Annotated in this window: 25 protein-coding genes; 16 read left to right on the forward strand and 9 right to left on the reverse strand. The window is 42.1% G+C overall.

The features are described from left to right. From rsxD to nth (ACSLUR_RS15180), 4 genes are all read left to right on the forward strand, one after another. Entirely contained in the window at window positions 1–1,065 is a 1,065-nt protein-coding gene (gene rsxD / locus ACSLUR_RS15165; RefSeq protein ID WP_448555925.1) for an electron transport complex subunit RsxD, read from the forward strand. After that, window positions 1,062–1,694 carry an electron transport complex subunit RsxG gene (gene rsxG, locus ACSLUR_RS15170; protein WP_448555927.1) on the forward strand — a complete coding sequence of 211 codons (633 nt, stop codon included), beginning with the start codon at window positions 1,062–1,064 and terminating at the stop codon, window positions 1,692–1,694. The genes rsxD and rsxG overlap by 4 nt, the downstream gene beginning before the upstream one ends. Continuing rightward, window positions 1,691–2,395 (forward strand): electron transport complex subunit E, encoded by a 705-nt coding sequence (gene rsxE, locus ACSLUR_RS15175; protein ID WP_448555929.1) that lies wholly within the window; start codon window positions 1,691–1,693, stop codon window positions 2,393–2,395. The genes rsxG and rsxE overlap by 4 nt, the downstream gene beginning before the upstream one ends. A gap of 192 nt (window positions 2,396–2,587) precedes the next feature. Then, on the forward strand, window positions 2,588–3,295 hold the full coding sequence (gene nth, locus ACSLUR_RS15180) for an endonuclease III (RefSeq protein ID WP_448555931.1): 708 nt from the start codon (window positions 2,588–2,590) through the stop codon (window positions 3,293–3,295). Window positions 3,296–3,340: 45 nt separating this feature from the next. Here the strand turns inward: nth (ACSLUR_RS15180) and ACSLUR_RS15185 are convergent, their stop codons facing one another. Beyond that, window positions 3,341–4,174 carry a sulfite exporter TauE/SafE family protein gene (locus tag ACSLUR_RS15185; RefSeq protein ID WP_448555933.1) on the reverse strand — a complete coding sequence of 278 codons (834 nt, stop codon included), beginning with the start codon at window positions 4,172–4,174 and terminating at the stop codon, window positions 3,341–3,343. A gap of 89 nt (window positions 4,175–4,263) precedes the next feature. Between ACSLUR_RS15185 and ACSLUR_RS15190 the strand changes: the two genes are divergently transcribed. The 3 genes from ACSLUR_RS15190 (at window position 4,264) to ACSLUR_RS15200 (ending at window position 7,002) form a co-directional block, all read left to right on the forward strand. Then, the gene (locus ACSLUR_RS15190) at window positions 4,264–5,040 is read left to right on the forward strand and encodes an AraC family transcriptional regulator (RefSeq protein ID WP_448555935.1); all 777 of its coding nucleotides are present in this window, start codon (window positions 4,264–4,266) and stop codon (window positions 5,038–5,040) included. A gap of 187 nt (window positions 5,041–5,227) precedes the next feature. After that, window positions 5,228–5,860: an endonuclease III gene (gene nth / locus ACSLUR_RS15195; protein WP_448555937.1), complete on the forward strand. Its 633-nt coding sequence runs from the start codon at window positions 5,228–5,230 to the stop codon at window positions 5,858–5,860. Window positions 5,861–5,919: 59 nt separating this feature from the next. Continuing rightward, window positions 5,920–7,002: a threonine aldolase family protein gene (locus ACSLUR_RS15200; RefSeq protein ID WP_448555939.1), complete on the forward strand. Its 1,083-nt coding sequence runs from the start codon at window positions 5,920–5,922 to the stop codon at window positions 7,000–7,002. Window positions 7,003–7,068: 66 nt separating this feature from the next. Here ACSLUR_RS15200 and ACSLUR_RS15205 read toward each other — a convergent pair whose 3' ends face one another. From ACSLUR_RS15205 to ACSLUR_RS15215, 3 genes are all read right to left on the reverse strand, one after another. After that, window positions 7,069–7,953, reverse strand: a complete 885-nt coding sequence (locus ACSLUR_RS15205) for a helix-turn-helix domain-containing protein (RefSeq protein WP_448555941.1) — start codon at window positions 7,951–7,953, stop codon at window positions 7,069–7,071. A gap of 11 nt (window positions 7,954–7,964) precedes the next feature. After that, the gene (locus ACSLUR_RS15210) at window positions 7,965–8,336 is read right to left on the reverse strand and encodes a DUF2255 family protein (protein WP_448555943.1); all 372 of its coding nucleotides are present in this window, start codon (window positions 8,334–8,336) and stop codon (window positions 7,965–7,967) included. A gap of 134 nt (window positions 8,337–8,470) precedes the next feature. Then, window positions 8,471–9,397 (reverse strand): alpha/beta hydrolase, encoded by a 927-nt coding sequence (locus tag ACSLUR_RS15215; protein WP_448555945.1) that lies wholly within the window; start codon window positions 9,395–9,397, stop codon window positions 8,471–8,473. 380 nt (window positions 9,398–9,777) lie between these two features. Between ACSLUR_RS15215 and ACSLUR_RS15220 the strand changes: the two genes are divergently transcribed. The 3 genes from ACSLUR_RS15220 to ACSLUR_RS15230 all read left to right on the forward strand — a co-directional run bounded on the left by ACSLUR_RS15220 (window position 9,778) and on the right by ACSLUR_RS15230 (window position 11,986). Next, a complete protein-coding gene (locus ACSLUR_RS15220) occupies window positions 9,778–10,473 on the forward strand; it encodes a helix-turn-helix transcriptional regulator (protein ID WP_448555947.1) in 696 nt (231 codons plus the stop codon). A gap of 14 nt (window positions 10,474–10,487) precedes the next feature. Next, on the forward strand, window positions 10,488–11,114 hold the full coding sequence (locus ACSLUR_RS15225; RefSeq protein WP_448555949.1) for a cytochrome b: 627 nt from the start codon (window positions 10,488–10,490) through the stop codon (window positions 11,112–11,114). Window positions 11,115–11,428: 314 nt separating this feature from the next. Continuing rightward, window positions 11,429–11,986, forward strand: a complete 558-nt coding sequence (locus ACSLUR_RS15230) for a type II secretion system protein (protein WP_448555951.1) — start codon at window positions 11,429–11,431, stop codon at window positions 11,984–11,986. Window positions 11,987–12,126: 140 nt separating this feature from the next. Here ACSLUR_RS15230 and ACSLUR_RS15235 read toward each other — a convergent pair whose 3' ends face one another. Further along, window positions 12,127–12,735 (reverse strand): TetR/AcrR family transcriptional regulator, encoded by a 609-nt coding sequence (locus ACSLUR_RS15235; RefSeq protein WP_448555953.1) that lies wholly within the window; start codon window positions 12,733–12,735, stop codon window positions 12,127–12,129. Between the two features lie 182 nt (window positions 12,736–12,917). Between ACSLUR_RS15235 and ACSLUR_RS15240 the strand changes: the two genes are divergently transcribed. The 3 genes from ACSLUR_RS15240 to ACSLUR_RS15250 all read left to right on the forward strand — a co-directional run bounded on the left by ACSLUR_RS15240 (window position 12,918) and on the right by ACSLUR_RS15250 (window position 14,565). Further along, window positions 12,918–13,619 (forward strand): esterase/lipase family protein, encoded by a 702-nt coding sequence (locus ACSLUR_RS15240; RefSeq protein WP_448555955.1) that lies wholly within the window; start codon window positions 12,918–12,920, stop codon window positions 13,617–13,619. A gap of 117 nt (window positions 13,620–13,736) precedes the next feature. Next, window positions 13,737–14,267 (forward strand): hypothetical protein, encoded by a 531-nt coding sequence (locus tag ACSLUR_RS15245; RefSeq protein ID WP_448555957.1) that lies wholly within the window; start codon window positions 13,737–13,739, stop codon window positions 14,265–14,267. Window positions 14,268–14,274: 7 nt separating this feature from the next. Beyond that, complete coding sequence (locus ACSLUR_RS15250; RefSeq protein ID WP_448555959.1) at window positions 14,275–14,565, forward strand: Rdx family protein; 291 nt, start codon at window positions 14,275–14,277, stop codon at window positions 14,563–14,565. A 98-nt stretch (window positions 14,566–14,663) separates the two neighbouring features. Here ACSLUR_RS15250 and ACSLUR_RS15255 read toward each other — a convergent pair whose 3' ends face one another. Continuing rightward, window positions 14,664–15,470: a peroxiredoxin family protein gene (locus ACSLUR_RS15255; protein ID WP_448555961.1), complete on the reverse strand. Its 807-nt coding sequence runs from the start codon at window positions 15,468–15,470 to the stop codon at window positions 14,664–14,666. 220 nt (window positions 15,471–15,690) lie between these two features. Between ACSLUR_RS15255 and ACSLUR_RS15260 the strand changes: the two genes are divergently transcribed. Together ACSLUR_RS15260 and ACSLUR_RS15265 are read left to right on the forward strand one after the other, a co-directional pair. Further along, window positions 15,691–16,107: a VOC family protein gene (locus ACSLUR_RS15260; protein WP_116000662.1), complete on the forward strand. Its 417-nt coding sequence runs from the start codon at window positions 15,691–15,693 to the stop codon at window positions 16,105–16,107. Between the two features lie 247 nt (window positions 16,108–16,354). Then, entirely contained in the window at window positions 16,355–18,184 is a 1,830-nt protein-coding gene (locus ACSLUR_RS15265; RefSeq protein WP_448555964.1) for a bifunctional diguanylate cyclase/phosphodiesterase, read from the forward strand. Window positions 18,185–18,291: 107 nt separating this feature from the next. On the opposite strand, the gene ACSLUR_RS15270 is transcribed toward ACSLUR_RS15265, so the two are convergent. Next, the gene (locus tag ACSLUR_RS15270; protein WP_448555966.1) at window positions 18,292–19,419 is read right to left on the reverse strand and encodes a pyridoxal-phosphate-dependent aminotransferase family protein; all 1,128 of its coding nucleotides are present in this window, start codon (window positions 19,417–19,419) and stop codon (window positions 18,292–18,294) included. A gap of 192 nt (window positions 19,420–19,611) precedes the next feature. Here ACSLUR_RS15270 and ACSLUR_RS15275 point away from each other — a divergent pair, with 192 nt between their 5' ends. Further along, a complete protein-coding gene (locus tag ACSLUR_RS15275; protein WP_448555968.1) occupies window positions 19,612–21,009 on the forward strand; it encodes a M28 family metallopeptidase in 1,398 nt (465 codons plus the stop codon). Between the two features lie 112 nt (window positions 21,010–21,121). On the opposite strand, the gene ACSLUR_RS15280 is transcribed toward ACSLUR_RS15275, so the two are convergent. Next, window positions 21,122–22,045: a DUF4437 domain-containing protein gene (locus tag ACSLUR_RS15280; RefSeq protein WP_448555970.1), complete on the reverse strand. Its 924-nt coding sequence runs from the start codon at window positions 22,043–22,045 to the stop codon at window positions 21,122–21,124. Window positions 22,046–22,168: 123 nt separating this feature from the next. Further along, window positions 22,169–22,672 carry a GNAT family N-acetyltransferase gene (locus ACSLUR_RS15285; protein WP_448555972.1) on the reverse strand — a complete coding sequence of 168 codons (504 nt, stop codon included), beginning with the start codon at window positions 22,670–22,672 and terminating at the stop codon, window positions 22,169–22,171. Between the last annotated feature and the right edge of the window lie 115 nt (window positions 22,673–22,787).

Below are 22,787 nucleotides of genomic sequence, written 5' to 3' on the forward strand. Positions count from 1 at the left end.
ATGGCATTTTGGATAGCAAGCTCACCCCACAACCATATACAAAAACAAACCTCGGCGTTAATGCGCCTAGTGATTTTGGCAACCATTCCCGGTATTGCCGCTCAATGGTATTTTTTTGGTTGGGGTAATTTAATTCATATCGCCTTAGCGGTTGTGACCGCGTTAGTGTGCGAATTTTTAGTCTTGTCGTTACGAGACAAACCCATCAAAACGGAACTGCTGGATGGCAGTGCCATTTTAACCGCGGTACTGCTGGGCATTTGTTTACCTGCCGTCGCCCCATGGTGGATTTCGGTATTGGGTGCCGCCTTTGCCATTCTTGTGGTAAAGCAGCTTTACGGTGGCTTAGGGCACAACCCGTTTAACCCCGCTATGGCAGCTTATGTAATGCTACTCATTTCATTTCCGGTGCAAATGACCACTTGGCTACCGCCAGCTCCGCTGATGGCAATTGACTATGGTTTTACTGACACCCTATGGATGATCTTCACTGAAAGCACCAGCCTAGGTTATTCAGCGGAACAACTGCGTACGCATGTAGACGGTTACACTATGGCAACACCGTTGGACACGTTAAAAACGACGTTTGCAACCGGCTTCACATTAGCAGAAGCTGCTAAGTCTCCGGTATTTGGTGAACACTTTGCCTTGGGTTGGGAGTGGGTAAACCTTGGTTTCCTTGCTGGCGGCTTATTACTACTAGCAAAAAAAGCAATCCCTGTATCTACACCGCTAAGCTTTCTAGCAAGCTTATTTGTTTGTAGCCTAATTGCTCATTTAATTAGTCCAGATCTTAACCCATCAACCATGTTTTACTGGTTGTCGGGCGCTACTATGCTCGGTGCGTTTTTTATTATTACTGACCCGGTTTCAGGCGCAACAAGTGTAAAAGGTCGTATAGTGTTTGGCGCTCTGGCAGGTTTATTGGTGTTCTTGATCCGTAAGTTTGGTGGCTACCCAGACGCTGTCGCGTTTGCCGTATTGCTTTGTAATATGGCGGCACCGTTAATTGATGTATACACTCGCCCACGTACCTTTGGTCATCAGGTGGGAGGCAAGCAATGAAATTAGCCATTACCAATAATGCCAAGATTCTCGCATTATTCGCCGTTGCTTGTACTGCGGTGGTTTCACTGACCTTTGAATTGACTAAAAATCGCATAAAACAACAAGAACAAAAACAACTGCTAAGTACCTTGCATGCCGTTGTGCCGGACGACATCCACGATAATGATATGTCGCAGCGCTGCGTTCTTATTAATGACCCATTACTTGGCAGCTCAGATGATCAACTTGCCTATCTCGCCACGCAAAACGATCAGCCGATGGCCGCTGCCATAACTAGCGTTGCTCCTGATGGTTACAGCGGAAAAATTTTCCTAATAGTTGCAATGCATGTTGATGGCAAGCTTGGTGCTGTGCGCGTACTTAAACATCAAGAAACCCCAGGTTTAGGTGATAAAGTAGAAGAGCGTAAAAGTGATTGGATATTTGGCTTCAACAACCGCAGCAAAGAAGAGCTAGAAAGTAGCCGCTGGGCGGTGGAAAAAGACGGTGGCATGATTGACCAGTTTACCGGTGCGACTATTACTCCTCGCGCTGTTGTTAAAGCAGTGAAAAAAACCGCGAATTACTTTGAACAACACAAAGACACTCTATTTCAGCAAGCCAATGCCTGTGAGGTTGAGCAGTGAAACTAACTGAAGAATATAAAGAACTTGCATGGCAAGGACTGTGGAAAAACAACCCTGGCCTAGTGCAACTACTTGGCTTATGTCCGCTGCTGGCAGTAACTTCAACAGTTACCAATGCATTGGGATTAGGGCTCGCAACCTTACTGGTGTTGATCGGCTCTAACGCAACAGTATCGGCAATTCGCCACTGGGTACCAAAAGAAATTCGCATCCCTATTTTCGTGCTTATTATTGCCGCGTTCGTAACTTGCGTGCAGCTTTTAATGAACGCTTTTACTTTTGGAATATACGAATCACTAGGTATTTTCTTACCGCTAATCGTAACCAACTGTGCGATTATCGGCCGTGCTGAAGCATACGCTTCGAAAAACCCAATCAAGCAAGCGAGCTTTGACGGCTTAATGATGGGGCTTGGCTTTGCAGTGGTACTTGTTGTGCTGGGCGCAATGCGTGAACTGCTAGGGCAAGGCACGTTATTCGACGGTGCACATTTACTCTTTGGTGAATGGGCAACCAGCTTGCGTATTGAAGTATTGCATCTCGATAGTCAGTTTCTACTGGCCATTCTTCCGCCTGGCGCTTTTATTGGCATGGGCTTTTTAATCGCTTTAAAAAACTATATCGATAGCCAAGCAGCTGTGCGCCAACCAGCGCCAGAGCAACAAGAAAACATTGAGCGTGTACGGGTTAATTTTGACTAAAAGGCGATTATAGCCGCGACTAGAGCAGCTCTCCACAAGGAACTCACAGAAGCATAAAGCAACGCCATAAGCCAAGGCACAAACCAATGCATCAGTACGCTTAGGTGAGTTCTTATCAAACCAAAACTAAGGCACAGCCGCTGCTACTCCCTGATTACAAGAAAAACCAGAAAAGACTAGAGAATTTATATTATGACTGACGCGCTTGAGCCTATTTCAAAGAAAGAGGTAATTTCTAAAAAGGAAAAAGTACAAGCAATCATTGAGATTCTTGATGAACTTTATCCAGAAGTCCCCATTCCGTTAGATCACACAGATCCCTATACGCTCTTAGTTGCCGTGCTGTTATCCGCGCAGTGCACCGATGAACGGGTTAATCAAATCACCCCTAAGCTCTTTGCTAAAGCTGACAATCCATACGATATGGTGAAAATGAGCATTGATGAAATCAAAGCCATCATCAAACCGTGTGGCTTATCACCAATGAAATCAAAAGGCATTTGGCACTTGTCTCAAATGATTATCGAGCAACACAACGGTGAAGTACCACAAGATTTTAAAGCATTAGAAGCAATGCCTGGGGTTGGTCACAAAACTGCATCAGTGGTGATGGCGCAAGCCTTCAATGTACCCGCATTTCCGGTTGATACCCACATTCACCGTTTGATGTATCGCTGGGGCTTATCAAACGGCAAAAGCGTAGAGCAAACAGAGCGCGATGGAAAACGCTTATTTCCTAAAGAAAAATGGAACGACTTACACCTACAAATTATTTACTACGGCCGCGAGTATTGCCCGGCAAGAGGGTTTAATTTAGACAAATGTATTATCACTCGCCAATATGGTCGTAAAAGCTTTATTAATGAAGTGCTAAAAGAGCAAGCGAAAAAGCACAAGTAAGAAAATACAGGTAAAACTCCAGCTTACTCAACATTTAGGTACTATCTATAACAAAAGCAGCGTCATCTTGATGCTCAGTAAAATCAGTAACGCTGCAAAAATTTTCTTCAATACACCAACAGGTAAATAGTGCGCCGCTTTTGCGCCCAGCGGAGCGAAGAAAAAGCTGGTGATTGATATAACAATAACCGCAGGCCAATACACAAACCCTATCGTGTAAGCCACTATTTTGTCGGCATTTGCTAAATCGGCATAAACTAAGTCGGCATTCCAACCATTAAGTAAATAGCCCAAGGTGGCGGTAACTGAAATAGGTAAACCTATCGCAGCTGACGTACCAATGGCTTTTTTTACATCAACACTGTGCTTTATCAAATAAGGAACAGTTAACGAACCTCCTCCAATTGACACCAATGCAGATAGCGCTCCAATACCGTTAGCAGCATAAAACATATTAGTTTTGTCTAATGTTCGCGGTTTTTCTATATGAGTCTTACTTTTCATCATGCGAATTGCTGTCCAAAACATAAAGCATGAAAACAGTATTGCCAGATAAAGCGAATTTATATAGGAGGCGATATATGTTGCGACAAAAGTGCCTAAAACAATGCCAAACGACATAACTTTTACTATTTCCCAGACAACCGCATTTTTTTGCTGGTGAGCACGTAGGCTAGAGAACGAAGTAACGATAATACAAGCCATTGAGGTACCCAGCGCAATATGCATAAGACTGTCGCCCCCTACCCCTGACCATATCAAGAAGTAAGATAGTGCTGGCACTAATATCCCGCCACCTCCGACGCCAAGTAAGCCCGCCAAAAAACCAACGATACTTCCCAGCGCTAAAAACATTATGATTGTAACCACGTCCAACATGCTAACCCCGTCTATAGATTGAAGTTGTTCATGCTAATGTGTAAATCAAATGGTAAGGTAACGACATTGAGAACACATATGTCGAATTTATGCCAACTATTCCTCCCTCTATCGAGAGCGAACAAAGCTTAGACAGACCCGTTAAAGTCGTTAATCGAACGATTGCCAATTGCACAACCGTCAAAAGGCACAGCCATGACTGGGGGCAATTTATCTACGCCAATAAAGGGGTTTTGTCTGTTGTCACAGATACTGACAGATATATCGTGCCGCCCGAGCAAGGTGTTTGGGTGCTCCCCAAGATTAGCCATGAAGTCACAACGCTTACTGAAGTGGAACTTACGAGCTTTTATATTCGCAATGATGCAGACAATGCCCTTCCGAGCGAGTGTTGTGTATATGAAATTAATCACTTTCTTAAAACACTCATTCTGGAAGCAAAAAGCTGCAGCAATGACTATCAATGCAATGATGCAGATGATTTGCTACTGTCGCTCATTCAATTAAAACTTGCTACTGCGCCAAAAGTACAGCTACAGCTACCTTACCCGCAAGATAAACGACTTCTTGCCATGCTCTCAATTATCCAAAACAATCCGTCGAATAGGTATGATCTAAAACGATGGGGAGAAATTGTTGGCGCTTCGAGCAGAACATTGTCTCGACTTTTTAAGGCAGAAACGGGGCTTACCTACAACGCTTGGCGACAGCGATTAAATGTACAACTTGCCATTAGCAAGCTAAGTAATGGTGACGCAATCTCAACAATCGCGACTGACCTTGGCTATGAATCCCCGTCTGCATTTGCTTATATGTTCAGAGAGAATACAGGGGTAACGCCAAGCTACTATCGGGATAAAGGGTAATAGCTTGTATTAGCTTTATAAGTCGATATTTAGCAACTAGGCAGCAGATTTACTTAGTAAAATGTTACCATTCGATATTCGAGTAATCATAAACTAGCAAGGCACACTAGTTACCTTACTCATCAATACGGTCAATGCATTCAATACATTCAATACAAGAAAAGAAAACCAATAACAGATAAGAAAAATGAACAAAGAAAAACGCTTGGAAATTCTAACTAGATTAAGAGATGACAACCCGCACCCTACTACCGAACTTAACTTCTCAACACCTTTTGAGCTGCTAATCGCGGTATTGCTATCAGCACAGGCTACCGATGTTGGTGTTAATAAGGCCACTGAAAAGCTTTATGCAGTGGCAAATACACCACAAGCCATTTTAGATTTAGGTATAGAAAAGCTTAAGGACTACATCAAAACGATTGGCTTGTTTAATACCAAAGCCGAAAACACCATAAAAACCTGTGAAATGCTGGTGGACTTGCATGGCGGCGAAGTACCTGAAAACCGCGAAGCTTTAGAGGCCTTGCCGGGTGTCGGCCGTAAAACAGCAAACGTAGTGCTGAACACAGCCTTTGGCTGGCCAACAATAGCTGTAGACACTCATATCGACCGTGTTTCAAACCGCACCAAATTCGCTATGGGCAAAAACGTAGTTGAAGTCGAGCAAAAGCTACTTAAAGTCGTGCCGAAAGAATTCAAGGTCGATGTTCACCACTGGCTGATATTGCACGGCCGTTATGTATGCACTGCCCGTAAGCCAAAATGTGGTAGCTGTATCATCGAAGATTTATGTGAATATAAAGAGAAAACTGAATAATCGGCAGTTTTCGCTATATGTAGACTGTTAATTTTAAACTCAGTAGCTAAGGATACAGGATGTACAAAGGAATTTTACTCGGTCACCCACTAATGTCGGAGTGCAATAAATTCTTAACTCGCCACAAGCCACTTAGTCATAGACAGTGGATTGAAAGAATAGAGCAAAGCTCTGTACTCGACCAACAGGTTGATTTCTTTGGCACAGGACCGACCGTTGAGTTACTTGAACAAAAAATAGCAAGTATTTTAGGAAAAGAGCGCGCGCTTTTTGTTCACAAAGGTATGGTTGGTCAGCATAGTGCGTTGCTGCACTGGTCATCACTTTCTAATTTAAAAACAATTGCGATACACCCTCAATCTCATATGGAGGTTGACGAGGAGCTTGCCTACAAAGAACTATTAGGATTAGAGGCCGTTACGTTCGGCAAACCTGATCAAGCGATTGACGACACAGATATCAAAAAGCTGCCGAAAGACCTTTCTGCCATATGTATAGAATTACCGACGAGAAGAGCTGGGTTTAAACTACCAACATGGCAATCGCTCATTAACTTAAAGCAATTCTCGATAGCGAATAACATTCCATTGCATATTGATGGTGCACGGCTTTTTGAAGCTGCTTGTCACTATAAGAAACCATATGAAGAAGTTGCCGCACTTGGAGATTCCGTATACATCTCTTTATATAAAACACTTGGAGCAGCGGCTGGCGGTATTATTGCTGGAAATTCAGATTTCATAGAGCAAGTAAAGCCTTGGAGAAGTCGATTAGGCGGGGATTTATTTACGGCATTTCCTTATGTATTAACCGCCTTATGGGGTATAGAACACTATTTGCCGAGAATTCCAGAATTTCATGAACGAGCGCTCAAATTGAGCAACTTAATTCAACAAGTGTTTGGCTCCCAAGCTATTCCTTACCCTGTACAGTGCAATGGATTTTTAGTTGAATTACCTATTGAAGCGGATGAATTAGAACGCAGAGCACTTGCGCTCGCTAAAACTGACAAAATTTGGTTATTCGACAGAATTGTGGACACAGGTGATAAAAGCTGCCGCTTTGAAATTCAAGTAGGAGATGCGCTAGATGATTGGCAAGATCAGGAGCTGATTGAGGTGTTAACCAACATTTTACGTTAATCATCAAAATCTAAGTAAAGTGCTGATATAGGCTAATTGATGAAACCCCACAAATGTGGCTATTCATCAATGATACTGGTTTCGATATTGCGTTGGTGTTTGTCCTACTTTCTTTTTAAATAGACGCGCGAAATATTGTGGGTATTCAAAGCCAAGCGCATAGGCAATAGTAGCTATCGAGTCATCAGAGCCTAGTAACATATTCTTTGCTCTATCAATCTGATAGGCGTGGATGTTGTCTAGTGCGGTTTTTCCAGTTTCAACTTTAAGCCCGTCACTCAAATAACGCGGCGTGACATGTAACTTGTCGGCTAGCTCTTCAACAGAGGGAATATGATCAGAGGGCAGCGCTTTTAAACAATTAAAAAATCGCTCTTCCAATGATGACATTGGGCTTTCCATCCGTTGTTGGAATTGACGTTGATAGAATCGGTCGGCGTACGTTAACAATGTTGTTAATTGTGACACCATAATGTCTTTACTAAAGGCATCGTGGTTCTGGTTATATTCCAGCTCAAGCGTATCGAGTATGTTTTTAACAAGATTTTCTTCTCTAGGCGATAAGTGCAGTGCTTCGTTAACGGCATAGGTAAAATAATTAGCGGCTTCGATAGCGCGCTGAATACTCGTGCCGCGTAAAAAGTCTTCATGGATCAGAATGGTTTTAGCATCTGACTTAATATTGAGTTTGGCAATCCGCACGGTTTGTCTCGGTGACATGCATATTAAGCTGCTGCCATTAAAGTCGTAGAGGGTGCGACCGTAATGAATTTCACCCTCAATAATGTGCTTCAAGCTAATGATATAAAAGTCATTACTCAGCTCTATCTCTTCTTCAACACAGCTCGCATCAGACGAAATACTCATCACGGAAATAAGCGGGTGCTCAGGCGCTGGTAAATCAAAGTAGTCATGATACTCACGAATAGAACTAAAATGTACTTTCTTCATTTCAGATACCTTCATAACTGTGGAATAAGCTCTAGCGTAGAAGCTTCGTGTTTTTTGGTATTAAAGCCTAGCTTCATTAGCCCGTAAATGAGGTGATACTTTTTCCAAAAAGCGCCAGTAACCGATTTATTAATACCATCCAAATCCTTCGGTTTAACGCCTTTAATTGCGATGACGGTATCACCGCATTTCATTTCACCATTAGGCTCGTTCAAAAAAGCACTATACCAGCTATTTTTACCAAATTTGTACTGCCTCACGAAAAAGCGCCCTTGCGCTTCGACAATCGATATATCAACAAAGCGGTGTGTTGTACCCGAACGAATTTGGTGAACTCGATGAGCGTTTACTAACTTTGATATGTCGGTTAAATTTTTCATCATTTCATTTCATTTATGTTTTTAAAGCGTATTTTTAAAGAATGCTTTTAAAGGATGTCTTTATTTGATGTCTGTGTTCAATTTAAGGGTCAAGCATCCTCTAACTCTCTGAAGAGAAAGCTAGAGGTTGAGTAGTTCTAGCCATTAAAAAATTCAGCAACAGCATCTGTTGACACTTTTACTGCTTCTGGTTTGAAGTAAAAATCAACATGGCTGAATTCACCTACCGCTAAAACTTCAGGGTCATTGGTTAGCTTTTCAATAAAAGCCGTTGAGCATATGGCTGTCGGCGCATCTTTGCCGTAAATAACCAAAGTTGGTTGAACAATCTTATCGGCATAGTGTTCACACAGTGAAAATAGCGACTGCATTGGCTGGTCGGCAATATGCATATTGGTATAGTTCTCTACCGCTTTAGGGCCTCTGTAGCCATCTCGACCATAATAGCTATAGCTTTCCTCAGCCATGGATGGAAACTCTGCTGCTCCAACAAACTCTTCTTTTGACTGTTCATCGGTCAAGCCAAATGGTGCTGTGTAATCCGCGTTTCCAGTTTCATATTGCTTTTGCTTGGAAGCATTAGCGGCACCGATCATGGCATCTGTTACTTCTCTACCTATCCATTGAAAAGCATCGGCTGCCATCATGCCTGAAACGGTTGCTATCTTTTTGATGCGGTGATCTGTTACTGCCGCTGATGAAATAATTGAGCCACCTTGACACACTCCAAGTCCATAGATTTCTTCAACAAACGGTAAAGTGCCTAAGTATGATACGGCATCCCAGGTGTTCTCAATCAGTCTAAACATGTATCGAGACTGTTTGTGCTCGCCAGCAAGTGCAGGCGAATCACCCATTCCTAGGTAATCAAATGCTAAGAAGACGAAGCCGCGATTAGCCATCTCAACGCCATAGGTTGCAAGCACTTGTTCTTTCACCTGTGGAAACGGACTAGCACCAACAATTGCTTTGTATTTTTTGCTTTCATCAAAGCCTTCAGGAAGGTATAGGTTGCCAACTAGATCTACACCAAATGATTTGAAAGTAATTCTTTTAACACTCATAACACACCTCATATTTTCATTGATAAGCAAGCAACAGTTAATGTGCTCGTCAGTGGTGCTAAGTATTCATGAGTTTAAGTTTGAGGTCAGTGCACAAAACTGCGCGATTTGTATACAAATTCACATAAGGGCTAAAAAGCGTTCACCTAGCTTTCAAATTTCACTGAATAAGCAGCATAAGTGCTTCACCCTCTAGCGAAAGAAACGTTAGAGCATTATCGAAAAAACTTATGCTCATGAAGATAAACTTCTCAGAAAAGCGATTTATATTAGATACTTGGTGCTGAAACTTGGTTATGACAGCGGTTGGCGGCAAACTGTCGTAGCACTGTCATGGAATTTGCGGTTATAAATTCTGTAAGTTTTATCAAGGAAGTACTATGAATATTTCAACAACCAAATTAAAAATGTATCGCGCTGAAAATGGATGGTCACAAGAGCAGTTAGCAGAAGTTAGCGGTATTAGTTTAAGAACCATTCAACGCGCTGAAAAAGATGGCCGATGCTCCAATGAGTCATGTATGGCAATTGCTTCCGCATTTGGTGTTTCCCCAGCAGAGCTTGATGATGAGTTTAAGAGTAGCGTTGGTGACGGCTCATTAAATATTGGTGGCATTATTGGTATCGCCATTATCATCGCGTTGATCTCAACAATTATTGCGTGGGAATGGAACGACTTAAACGTATTTATTAACGTATGGGCGTTAGCGTTCAATATACTCACCCTATTGTCACTATCATTTATGACCTGCGGTTTTACACCAACGTTACAGTCGCTCGCAACCATCAGTTGGTTTGTTAAACAGCCAAAGCAGATAAAACAAGCTAATCAACATTTACCCGTATTAAGGCGCTTAATCATTTACTCCTATACGTCAGGTGTTTTCTGGGCAATTACCGACATAGTTGAAGCATCATACTATTCATTCAATGGTGAAAATGCCCCAGGTTATGTTTATGAAATAGGGCTGACCTCTATTTCAATTCTTTATGCAGTATTAATCGCTGAATTAATATTTAGGCCACTTAAAAATCGCATCGAGTTTTTACTGACACATTCAGAACAAGCCGCATAAAAATAGGTGCACTCATGACAAGAAAGCCAGAATACGATGTGATCACTAAAGTTTTTCATTGGTTAAGTGTTTTAGTCATTTTACCTGCACTATCAATAGGCATTTGGTTCACTTGGACAGATTTAGACACCGACTATGGCTGGGAGCAATTTGAACGCTATATTGATTGGCACGTCGGCTTTGGCATTAGTGTGTTGGTAATAATGCTAACACGCACAATATGGAGGCTGTTAACGCTAAAATCTAACAAAGCCCAAACTGAGAGCACTGAAAACAGAGAGAATAAAAAAGCAAATAGTGTGAGTATCACTTGTAAAAATGACTCGCCAATATTGCTCCCCAAGACAACAATATTGCAATTAAAAATTGCCCGTACATTGCACCTATTGTTATACGTTTTTGCCATTTTAACACCGCTGACAGGCTGGCTTGGTTCTAGCCTGGAGGGGCATACCCTGCACTACTTTTCAGTTATTGAGATTCCACCATTTCTTGGTGTATACCCAAAGCTTGCCAGCATTATGACTACTAGCCACTTTTACCTAAGCTGGCTATTAATTGGTTTGCTATCAATACATTTGTTGGCAGTGGTTTACCATCACTGCTGGCTAAAACACAATGTGCTAGCCCGCATGATGTAATACCAAGAGCAGGCTATTATATCCGTTCATACAATTGAATTACCTAGTCATACAACTGAAATGGCTATTCAGACATCCGACCTGCTTAGTTTGTACAAAATAGCAATATTCTTTTCAGTCATGATTGTCTAAAATCCGCGCCAGCGATTAATTTACAAGTGATATTTACTTGTTAACTATAAGCTTTTGCTAAGTTTTTCGCGCAGTTATCCAAGTGTTGATAGTGATCAATATCTTTATTTGTGGCTTTGAGTAAGATGCTTGTCCACAATCGAATTGATTAGTCATAAATAAACAAAAATATAGGTATTATTTTGTTATTTAATAGCCGTACCCCGAAAGTTCAATCGCAAAAGGGTTTTACCCTTATAGAGTTAGTTGTTGTTATCGTGATTCTAGGTATTTTAGCGGCGGTTGCTGTTCCTAGATTTATAAACCTAAGCAGAGATGCTCGTATTTCCGCTTTAGAGGGAATGGAAGGTGCGCTTCGAGGCGCTATAGAGCTTGCCAACGCAAAAGCCACTATCGAAAATGCCACTACTGGTTCAGATACTATCGCGCTACCTAGCACTACCGACAGCTCGCAAACAATCAATGTACCATTATTAAATGGCTACCCACTTGGCCGTTGGAATACCTCGCTCATGCATTTTGTTAATACAACTAATATTCGGAACTTAGACACTCAACCGCTTAACGCCAATGAGACTTGCCCTGAGAGTTGGTGTGCCGTGAGTGACGGTGGTTTAGTCGAAATTGTTAGAATTATTCCACAAGGTGTTAGCGCCAGTGAAACCAATTGTTCTGTTAACTACATTGGCCCGACAGCTTCTACAGAACCGTTTGTTCGCCCACTGACAGACAACTGCTAATAAAGTGCAATTTGGCTTTAACGATTAGCCAAAACTAAAAAATATAGAATAAAAAATGCCGCTTAACTGCGGCATTTTATTGGTTCATACATACTACGATCCACTAGGGATAAAATATCATCTATCACGCGAGGCTAAAATCAACCAACTTGGTATTTAGCTAAAAATGTTTCTAGGAATTCTTGCGTTAACAGCTCGCAGCGCGCTTTTTCTTGTGGCCCTTGTAATAATGCCATCCAAAAAAATGTCGAAGAAAACATTGACCAAAACACCTCTGCTGCCAGTGCAATATCGTTAATCAACAATTTGCCATCATCTACAGCAGCTTGTAACCAGTTATGTAAGCCATCTTCACTTTTGTCGGTATTTTGCATTACCTGCTCAGCGATTTCGGGGTGAGTTAATAACACACCAAACGCCATACGCATAAAGCTCAACTGTTTAGCATCCTCAGAAATCGATATTTTTAGCTGTGCAAATTGGCGAAGTTGTGAAATTAATGAAGTGTCTGGGTTGTAGTCAATCTGCTTTTGTTCCTCATTGGCTACCACAAAACGGCCAATAACGGCGTTAAATAGCAATTCCTTGCTAGCGAAGTGATTGTATACTGTACGCTTAGATGCACAGGCTTTTTCTGCAATGTAATCCATGCTAGTACGCTCAAAGCCCTGTTCAACAAAACATTCAATCGCAGCATCTAAAATTGCGTTTCTTTTCTTACTCTTATCGCGTGGCTTAATTTCTGACAAATCATCAACCTCTTTAAATTTACACCCGACAGTGTAATTTAGCTTGACCTAGGATTCAACTAACAATAACCTTTTACCGCATTCAAAGAAGCCGACACAGTATTTTAAATCAGCCGTTATTTGTTTCCGCTAATATGAGATCAATATTAAATTTTCTAGCCATAGTAATTGCTTTATTTGCAATGAGTTGTAGCCATACAAGCTCACAGCAGAGTAGCCAAATCCAAAAATCTAATCAGCAAGAGTTGATCGTACTTGCTCATGGTTTAGGGCGCAGCGATACTGCAATGTGGTGGCTTGAACAGCAGCTAGAAAAAGCGGGCTATCAAGTATGCTCGCTAGACTATGACACGATTGGTGAGAGCGTTGATTCGGTTTTTAACTCAACCAGCGAACAAATAGATCAATGCTTAACAACGCAAGCCAACACAGTTCACTTTGTTGGACACTCGTTGGGTGGCTTAGTGATCCGCTCGTACTTGCAAAGCCATCAACAGCTGTTAGCTAGCGACAGGTTTGGTGCGGTTGTGTTGATGGGAACCCCGAACAAAGGCAGTGAAGTCGCTGATTATTATCAGGGCACTTGGCTTATGTCGTTAGGTGGTGAGATTAGTCAATCTCTTGTAACCACTGCACAAGGGCTTAGCCAGCAATTGGAAGACATTGATATCAACGCTGGCGTGATTGCAGGCACCAAAGGCAATACTTTTACTAAATCATTATTTACCAGCGAAAACGATGGTTTAGTGTCAGTGGAATCAACAAAACTCAAACATATGAGCGACTTTATTACCATCGATGTGGGTCATGCCATCATGAGATACAGCAGCATAGTTGCTGAGCAAACTATCCACTATCTGCGTCATGGCAAGTTTAAGCATTAAATAAAAGTACAAAACGTAACAGCGCTGTTTTATCAATATCGACTATTCTACTAAAATGCTAATACCCGAATAAAACGCATGGCAGCCCAGTCACATCAAACACTTCAAGGAAGAACAATGAAATCACTAGTTACCATTTTGATTGCAATAAGCTGCATCACAAGTTCAAGTAGCTTTGCTTTTGAACGTCAAAACCTGCCTTTCAACTACATTAAAATTCGCTCCCATTACCCTGACTATCGATTAGTTTATATCGATGAATGGGAGCGTGTTCGAGTGAATAAGCAATGCCGAGCCATTGCCCGTGGTCTCTACACCGATTTAACCTTGCCTAAAGGCAGCTTCAGCCAATACTCATCAGCACTAATTGACGCTAGGTTCTTTGAGTTACCGGTAGATTCAGCGATTATTTACAAAAAGGAAGCTCAAGGCGAAACCGCTATGTATGCTAGATACTGCGATCACTGCCCGAAAATAACCGTTGAGTTCAACTATATGAAATTTAATCACGCCGTCACGATGCAAAAAATATCAGAACAAGAAACACCGTTGCATTTCGAACAATTCTATTCAATATTAGACGAGCTAAGTCAGGCGGCAGAAAACGCCTGTCACGCAGCAGAATCAAAAGCATCTCAAACTCAATAAGAGCACTATGAATAAAATTGAAATTACTTACTGCGCTAAGTGTCGCTGGTTATTGCGTGCTAGCTGGATGGCGCAGGAAATTCTCTCTACTTTTGAAGAAGAAGTTGACGAAGTTGGCTTAAAGCCCAGCACTGGTGGTATTTACGAAATTGTTGCTAACGGCCAACTCATTTGGTCACGCAAAACAATGGGGCGTTTTCCCGAGATAACCGAGCTAAAGCAAGCCGTTCGTGATGTGATTGCACCAGAGCGAGATTTAGGTTGTATCGATCGTAAAACTGCGAAAAGTAATAGCTGATTTAAGTGAAGCTTGCCTTTGACTTCCTGTTGGGCATCTCAGGCAACGTCTATCTCGCTCGGGGCTCTATTACCCAAAGCTACTAGTAATTAAAGCTATTAGTCACTAAAACTATTGGTAACTGCGGCCATTACACGCTCTTCACTCGCGCGAATACGGTAATCATCCGATTGATCTATCCACACGATTTTGCCGTTTTCATCAACCAATAAGCTTGTTGGAATAGCCATGGCTTTAAAGCGCATTTTCCACGGCAATGGCATCGCAATCCCAAATACGTTTAGTGTATCGTCGGCAGTTGCCCCTAAGCCTTTGTGGTGTTCAACGCCATATTGGCGAATAATGTCCAACGCAGGATCGGCAACTAACTTAAAGCTCAAGTTATCACGCTTGGCATGGGCAGTGGTCTCAGCCTTTGAGTCATTGGAAATAGCAACAATATCAATATTATGCGTTGCTAGCTTAGGTGTTAGCGCTTCAAACATGCTCAGCTCTGACGAGCAATATGGGCACCAAGAGCCACGGTAAAACTTTATCAATGTGCGTTTACCCGCAAGTTCACTCGTATCAAACTGCTCATTCGCAAATGGCAGTAATTGATCACCAACTTTTACTTTAATATCACCAAGCGGAGTTTTTCGTGTGGCTAAAAAATAGCTAAATAACGCCGATGTAGAAAGGTTATTAAACGCTAACAGTGCAATAGCAATGCTCGCAAGATCCGCAGCAAAAGTGTGGTTTGCCAATGCAACCAAAGAAAGCAGTGAACTCACCACCATACCAATAATTAACAACAACGGGGCTCGTGGTGTTTTGCTTTGCTTAACTTTGGCAAAGTAATGCATCATCGCAAAATTCAGTAAAACAAAACCAATAATCGCCAAAGTAATAGAAGAAATTTCCACGCCAACCACCTACTTATTCACAAGTTACTACATTGATTTATATTCTGATTATACACATATGCATACCGTTAGGTACAAATGTTAGTTTGTAGGTTCCTGTAGAACCTTTCAACTCGCCTTTCTCCTTGGTTTCCTGTTACTTAGCGCTATAATTGCGATGTTTTGATGGCTGGTGTTCAGCCGTTTGCTTGGAATTTGCTTGGAACAATAAGAGACTGCTATGAAACTATTACATACCATGGTGCGCGTGCTAGATATCGATGCATCGCTGCATTTTTACTGTGATCTATTGGGTTTAAAAGAATTGCGCCGCCACGAAGTGCCAGAAGGTAAATTTACACTTGTATTTCTTGCTGCAGAAGAAGGTGGCCATGAAATTGAGCTGACCTATAACTGGGGTGAAACAGAGCCATACAGCGATGGTCGTAACTTTGGTCACCTAGCCCTACGCGTTGAAAATATCTACGACACTTGCCAGCGATTAATGGATGCAGGCGTAACGATTAATCGACCACCACGCGATGGCCACATGGCATTTGTGCGCTCACCTGACGGTATTTCTATTGAACTATTGCAAGAAGGCCACTTAGCGCCACAAGAGCCGTGGGCAAGCATGGAAAATACCGGTACTTGGTAAGCTATAGTACCCACCAAGATCACATTAGCTTAACTAACTCATCTATTGAGTAGTGTGATAAAGCAAAGTTGTAAAACATAAAAAAGTCAGCAAGTTGCTGACTTTTTTGTTGTTTAGTTGCTAATTAATTAGCAACTAAGTTCGCTGCTCTGTCATTTTTTAGTCACATAACTTTCATAACATCAAGGTCTTACCAGCAAAGGCTTTATTGCTCTAGCGCTAGCATGTTGTATTAGTAGGCCCCTTTATGAAAAGTTCAGCGATAACAAAATCAGGACTTGAGTCATTAATTCATTCAAAGAATTTTCGTTGCTTCTTCCAGCCAATCTTTGATGTTCATCAATCCACTGCCATTGGCTACGAAGCACTAGTTCGCAGCCCATTTGAGCCGCCAACTTTTAACCCAGCAGAATTGTTTGATAAAGCTTTCGAATTTGGTTTACTCGCAGAACTAGAACAATGCTGTCGCCGCATCGCCATCAAGCAGTTTGTAAAGCTAGGCTTAGACGGGTTCTTGTTCCTCAACGCCAGTCCACTGGCTATCGAACAAACCAAGCATAAAGCGAGTTCTATGCCAGCCATATTGCGCGACTATGGCTTTGATCCTGCAAAAATCGTTATCGAAATCACTGAACGCTATGAGGCAACTGATGAAAACTTGTTAAAAACAGGTTTACAACGTTATCGAGACCTAGGTTTTAAAATTGCCATTGACGATTTAGGTACAGGTCATTCAGGGTTAAAACAGTGGTCAGAAGTTCGCCCAGACATCGTTAAAATCGACCGGTATTTTATTAGCGGCTGCCAGCACAATATTGTTAAACGAGAACTGATCAGAACCATTTTTGAGCTTGGCAAAACCACAGGTGTTAGCGTGATCGCCGAGGGGATTGAAAATGAAGATGAGTATCTATTCCTGCGTAAGCTGGGCATGAAATATGCGCAAGGTTATTTGCTTGGCAAGCCACAAAGTGAACCGGAAACCCAGCTTCCCAAACTGTTAGTAGAAAAGCCTTTACAAAAAGATACCGCTAAGCCAAATGCTCAATTCGAATTAAGTAAACTTATTCAGCGAATCGAACCGATTTTTGCAGATATTTCATGCAAAGCGGTTTACAGCCAGTTCAAAGCAGAGCCAAACTTAAAAAGTATTGCCGTTGTTGATGACATGCAATTACCGATGGGCATGGTGTATCGCGATGAATTAACGGATCTGCTTTCATCTGACTACGGGCATGCCTTATATGATAAACAGCCCATAGCAAAAGTAATGCGCCCAGTGAGCTTAATGGTTGATGAGCATTCAAACCTAGACGATGTGAGTAAGTTTATTACTGACCATAGCGAGTTTGATTTGCACCCTGAATTTATTGTCACCACCCAAGGTAAATATGCCGGCTTAGCCAGCGTTAGGTCTATCTTGAAGATGATGACCGAAGAGAAAATCATGCACGCTCAGCAGGCTAACCCATTAACCATGCTACCGGGCAATATTGTAATTGAACGCAAAGTTAATCAGTTAATAAACCACAAACACGATTTTCAACTCGCTTACTTTGATCTTGATAATTTTAAACCTTTCAACGATGTATATGGTTATGCCGCTGGAGATCAAGTGATCAAGTTAGTTGCCGACGTTATCGTTGAATACAGTAATAAACACGGTAATAAGCACAATCAAGAGAACTTTATTGGCCATGTTGGTGGTGATGATTTCGTTGTTGTTTTTCAGTCTGGCGACGCCCTTGCCTGCTGTCAGGAAATTCTCTTGGTGTTTGAAAAACGTATCATTCAATATTTTGAACTAGAGCATGTAAAACAGTCTGGCTACTTTGCCGTTGATCGCGCCGGAAACTACACCTTAATTCCCTTACTATCACTATCGTGTGGCATTATCAGCCCTGACATTGATGCAATTAGCTCAGTGCATGATGTTTCGGTACAAGCGAGTAAAGCGAAGAAAGTTGCCAAAGAAGCAACGCGTGGAGAAGTGATTACGCTCAGGCAAGGCACTAACGGCCAAAAGCCAGAGCTTGATTGCATTAACCAAGAGAATGTCGCTTACTTGCGAAACTAAGCTGCAATAAAACAAAGTGCCAATAAACTAAAACGCTTTAAGCTATGAAGACAAAAAAGGCACGTTTATGCGTGCCTTTTATTAATGTCAGTTTTCTTGCCTGCGCTTTATTTACATTTAGCGATAGCTTGCTCTAACGCAGCTAAACATAAGGTGACATTTTCTTGTCGAGCGGCAAAGCCCATCAAGCCAATGCGCCATGCTTCGCCAGCAAATTGCCCAAGGCCAGCACCAATTTCTAAATTAAATTCATTTAATAAGAATGAACGTACTTTAGCATCGTCTAAGCCCGCAGGGATCTTGATAGTATTAAGCTGAGCTAAGCGCTCATTTTCAGGCACGATAAACTCAATGTCTAACGCTGCTAGGCCTTCAGCCAGTTTGTTATGCATGTTTTGATGACGTTGCCAGCTGTTCTCAATACCCTCTTCGTGCAGCATCACAAGCGATTCATGCAAGGCATAAAGTGAATTAACAGGCGCTGTATGGTGGTATGCACGCTTACCATCGCCAGACCAGTAACCCATCACCAGTGATTGATCTAAGAACCAGCTTTGGATTTTATCCGTACGGCCTTTTAGTTTTTCGACCGCTTTTTCACTGAAGCTAATTGGCGAAATACCTGGTACGCAAGATAAACATTTTTGACTACCTGAATAGATGGCATCAATTCCCCACTCATCTACTTTTAACTCGCTGCCGCCTAATGATGTTACCGCGTCAACAATCGTTAAACAGTCATGTTTAGCCGCAATTTCACAAAGTGTTTTCGCATCAGAGCGCGCGCCCGTAGACGTTTCAGCGTGCACAAATGCCACTACGCTAGCATCAGGGTTTGCTTTTAAGGCATCTTCTAATTGTTGTGGGTCAACTGCTCTGCCCCATGGTGAATCAACAACCACTAACTTGGCACCAATACGCTCAACATTTTCAATCATACGAGCACCAAATACACCGTTGCGACAAACAACAACCGTATCTTCAGGCGTAACTAAGTTGACAAAACAGGCTTCCATACCGGCAGAGCCTGGAGCAGAAAGTGCAATTGTGTATGGGTTTTTAGTTTGGAAAGCATATTGTAAAAGTGCTTTAACCTCGTCCATCATAGTGACAAATTTAGGGTCGAGATGACCAATAGTTGGTCTCGCTAAAGCAGATAATACACGTGCACTTACATCAGAAGGGCCTGGGCCCATCAGGGTACGCTGCGGTGGAATAAACGAAGAATAATTCATAGCAATAATATCCGATATTGTCTTTTGGGCAATGTAACATGTGAATACGCCATCAATTAAATTAATCCAAACTATGTAACGTATTCACAAATTTTATTTTTTATCTATTGCAAACTAAGCAGTTATTGCGCTTGTCGACAGTTTGAAAAATAGTAAGATTAGATCAGCCTAAAGTAAACAATAATAACCATAATGAAATTCAAACATTTAGCCAGTTCTTGCTGTGTGTTGACAGCCACATTAGCTTTTATTAGCCAGCCAACACATGCTGAAATCCCACATAATGCCGAAATATCTGCACCTCAAGACCACATCATTTCACTCGCCAATATTAAAAAAGATGTTGAGTTTTTAGCAAGTGACGCACTGAAAGGTCGCAAAGTATTTACGCCGGAACTAGACCGAGCGGCAAACTACATCGCCGCCCGCTTTAAACAAGCCAAACTTGAGCCCTTTAAAGCAAGTTACCGCCAGCAATTCGATATTTACAATATCAAACCAGCTGCTTTAGCGGTGACGCTTAATGGTAAAGAAGTGCCCAACGAAATGCTGGCATTGGCGAGTACCGCGAAAAGCTTTAATTGGTCGGCGGATAGTAAGGTTGCAACCCATATTGTTAGCAAAGAACAAAATCTGCGCCAAACACTGAGTAAGATTAACCAGCAAGGGGGCGATCATTTCCTTATTATTCACCCTAGCCACCAAGACTTATTCAAACGCTATCAAGCCTATTTTGCAAAAGGGTTAACCAAGCTAAGCGACACCCCAACAGGCACTATTTTGATGGTACTTGACGATAGCAAGCAGATTGATGAGTACAGTGCATCGGGCAGCAATATAATGACCACAAAGGCGCTAACCAATGTGATTGGAGTGTTGCCGGGCAAAACCAAACCTGAAGAAGTTGTGTTGTTTACTGCTCATTATGATCACATTGGCACTGTGCTTAGCCCCAGCAAACATAGTGATAAGCACAGTAATACCCTTGAGCAAAAAGACCTTATTTATAACGGTGCTGACGATAATGCCTCAGGTGTAGCCGGTGTGCTTAATCTCGCTAGATATTTTGCCGCAGCGAATAATAATGATCGGACACTAATATTCGTCGCCTTTACCGCTGAAGAAATTGGCGGGTACGGCTCAAAGCACTTTGCTAAACATTTACCAGCAGATAATGTCGTGGCTATGGTGAACATGGAAATGATTGGTAAAACGTCTAAGTTTGGCGCAGGAAAACTATGGATGACTGGCTTTGAACGCTCTAATTTAGCGACAATTATGAATCAAGCAATCGCTCATCAAGCTAACGACATTCAAGCAGACCCATACCCTGAGCAGCAACTATTTTATCGCTCGGACAATGCGACGTTCGCAAGGCTGGGAGTGCCAGCACACAGTTTTAGTACGGTTCAACTCGATCAAGACAAACACTATCATGCAGTTAGCGATGAAATCGCGACATTAAACTTAGCGTCACTTCAGCAAGTGTTAACCACAATTACCAAAGGTATCACTCCGGTTGTTTCAGGTGTAGCAACACCGGGCCGAGTTGATTCCGCTAAAGTTGCCAGTGAAGGTAAAATCTATTAACGCTCACTGACTAAGTTTAGTTATTCTCACTGAACAGATAACAAGTGACGCTGAACGAAAAAAGGAAGCACACCATGTGCTTCCTTTTGTTTTTATGGCTTATGCGACCAAGCTAGTTGCTGGTATTTAAAATTAGGTGTCCATCGGTACGAATATAAAGAATGGTTTCCTGCGCACTACGAAGCTGGTAGTTATTCGACTGATCAGCGCCAAAATAGCTACCTGGCGCTAAACTTCTCAATTTGTTGGCATGACCAACCTTGGCATTACTGCCATCAACCAAATGGCTATCAACTAAACCTAGCTGACCCGTAATAACAACCGCTCTAAACTCTTCAGCGCTACTAATTAATTGTCCGGCAAATCCTGCTGGTAGTTTTATCAGCGAGCCATTAATTTCACCTTTGCTGGTATTTCCCCACAAGAAAGCACGCTCGCCCGCACCATACGGCTGCCATACCAAGTTATTTGCATGAAGGTTAATCGGCGCTTCACCATTGTTGAATGCTTGGTTTGAAGGCTTAACTAAATATGGGCCACGGTCAATTTCTAGATAAATTAAATTACTCTCACCGTCGGCTGCAGTAATGTGATCTTCGCCCGCAGGTTGCGTCCAGTAAGATCCCGTTGGCATCCACATTCTTGCAGCAGTTGGGTCGTCGTTATGCAATAAGCCATTAATGACAATACCGCGATAGGTAATATTGTGAATATGTGGTGGTGAAGAAAACCCTTTCTTAAACCTAACTAACATACCTGTGGCTGTATCTTTTGTACGATCCCCCCACAAATTTGCGGCACCAGGGCTTTTGTCACCTCGAAGAGGATTTAGGTAACCCCAGTCAACATCGTCAGCTTCGATAATATCGACACCTTGTAGTTGAACCTCAGCCGACACACGCTTGACCGGTAGAGCTTCAGATGCGTTTTCAGATGCATTGTGTGCTAATTCAGCCGACATTGGTTTGGCAAAAGCAAACTGGCTTGTTAGCGAAAGAGCTAGTGTGAAAGAAAGGGCAACAGATAACTTGTTCATTAGGGTTACATTTACGAGCGATTAATAATTGCGGCAGAGGGTAACTTTTTTCTGCGCGCTAAATAATCAAGATTAATTTTAAACAGATTTAACTTACCTTTAATAATCGGTTACTGCTAAGTATTAAGGTGATGTGAAACGCATAAAGTGTTGAAGACTATCGGTTTGCTCGATGACAAAGCCGTGGCGTAAATAAAGCTGCTTGGCGGGGTTATCAAGCAAGACATTAAGGGTCAGTGAACGCCCTTGTTCGCTGGCCTTGCGCTTACAAACCAGTAACACCTTATCGCCTATACCTTTGTTTTGATATTCTGGCAAAATTTGAAATTGGCGTATATGTAGGCTGCCATTTTCTACTCCTAGCTTGATCAAGCCAACGGTCGAGTGGCCTAACTTGATTAAGAAGGAATCATTAAAATGTTCGTGAATTCGAGCCACGTGCTGCTCATCACTCATTTCAATGCCCGCCTTTTTCAAGTGGGATTCCATGGTTAACTTACGCAGGTAGGTTAAAAAGCCGATGTCTTGGTAACCCGCTTTAACAAACGATATCGTGACATTCGTTTGCTGGCGACTAGGGTTATGCTTGGCTTCTTTGCTTGGCGTCGAAGATTGTTCTTGTGTCACACGTTGTCTTAACTATCAGGCAAGGGATGATTTTCGCGCCAATATCGCGAATTTAGCCGCAATATTCAACCATTAGTCTTATCAATTGCGCTTTTTATCGTGCACTTCTTGCATT

The sequence above is a fragment of the Thalassotalea montiporae genome, from assembly GCF_053485855.1.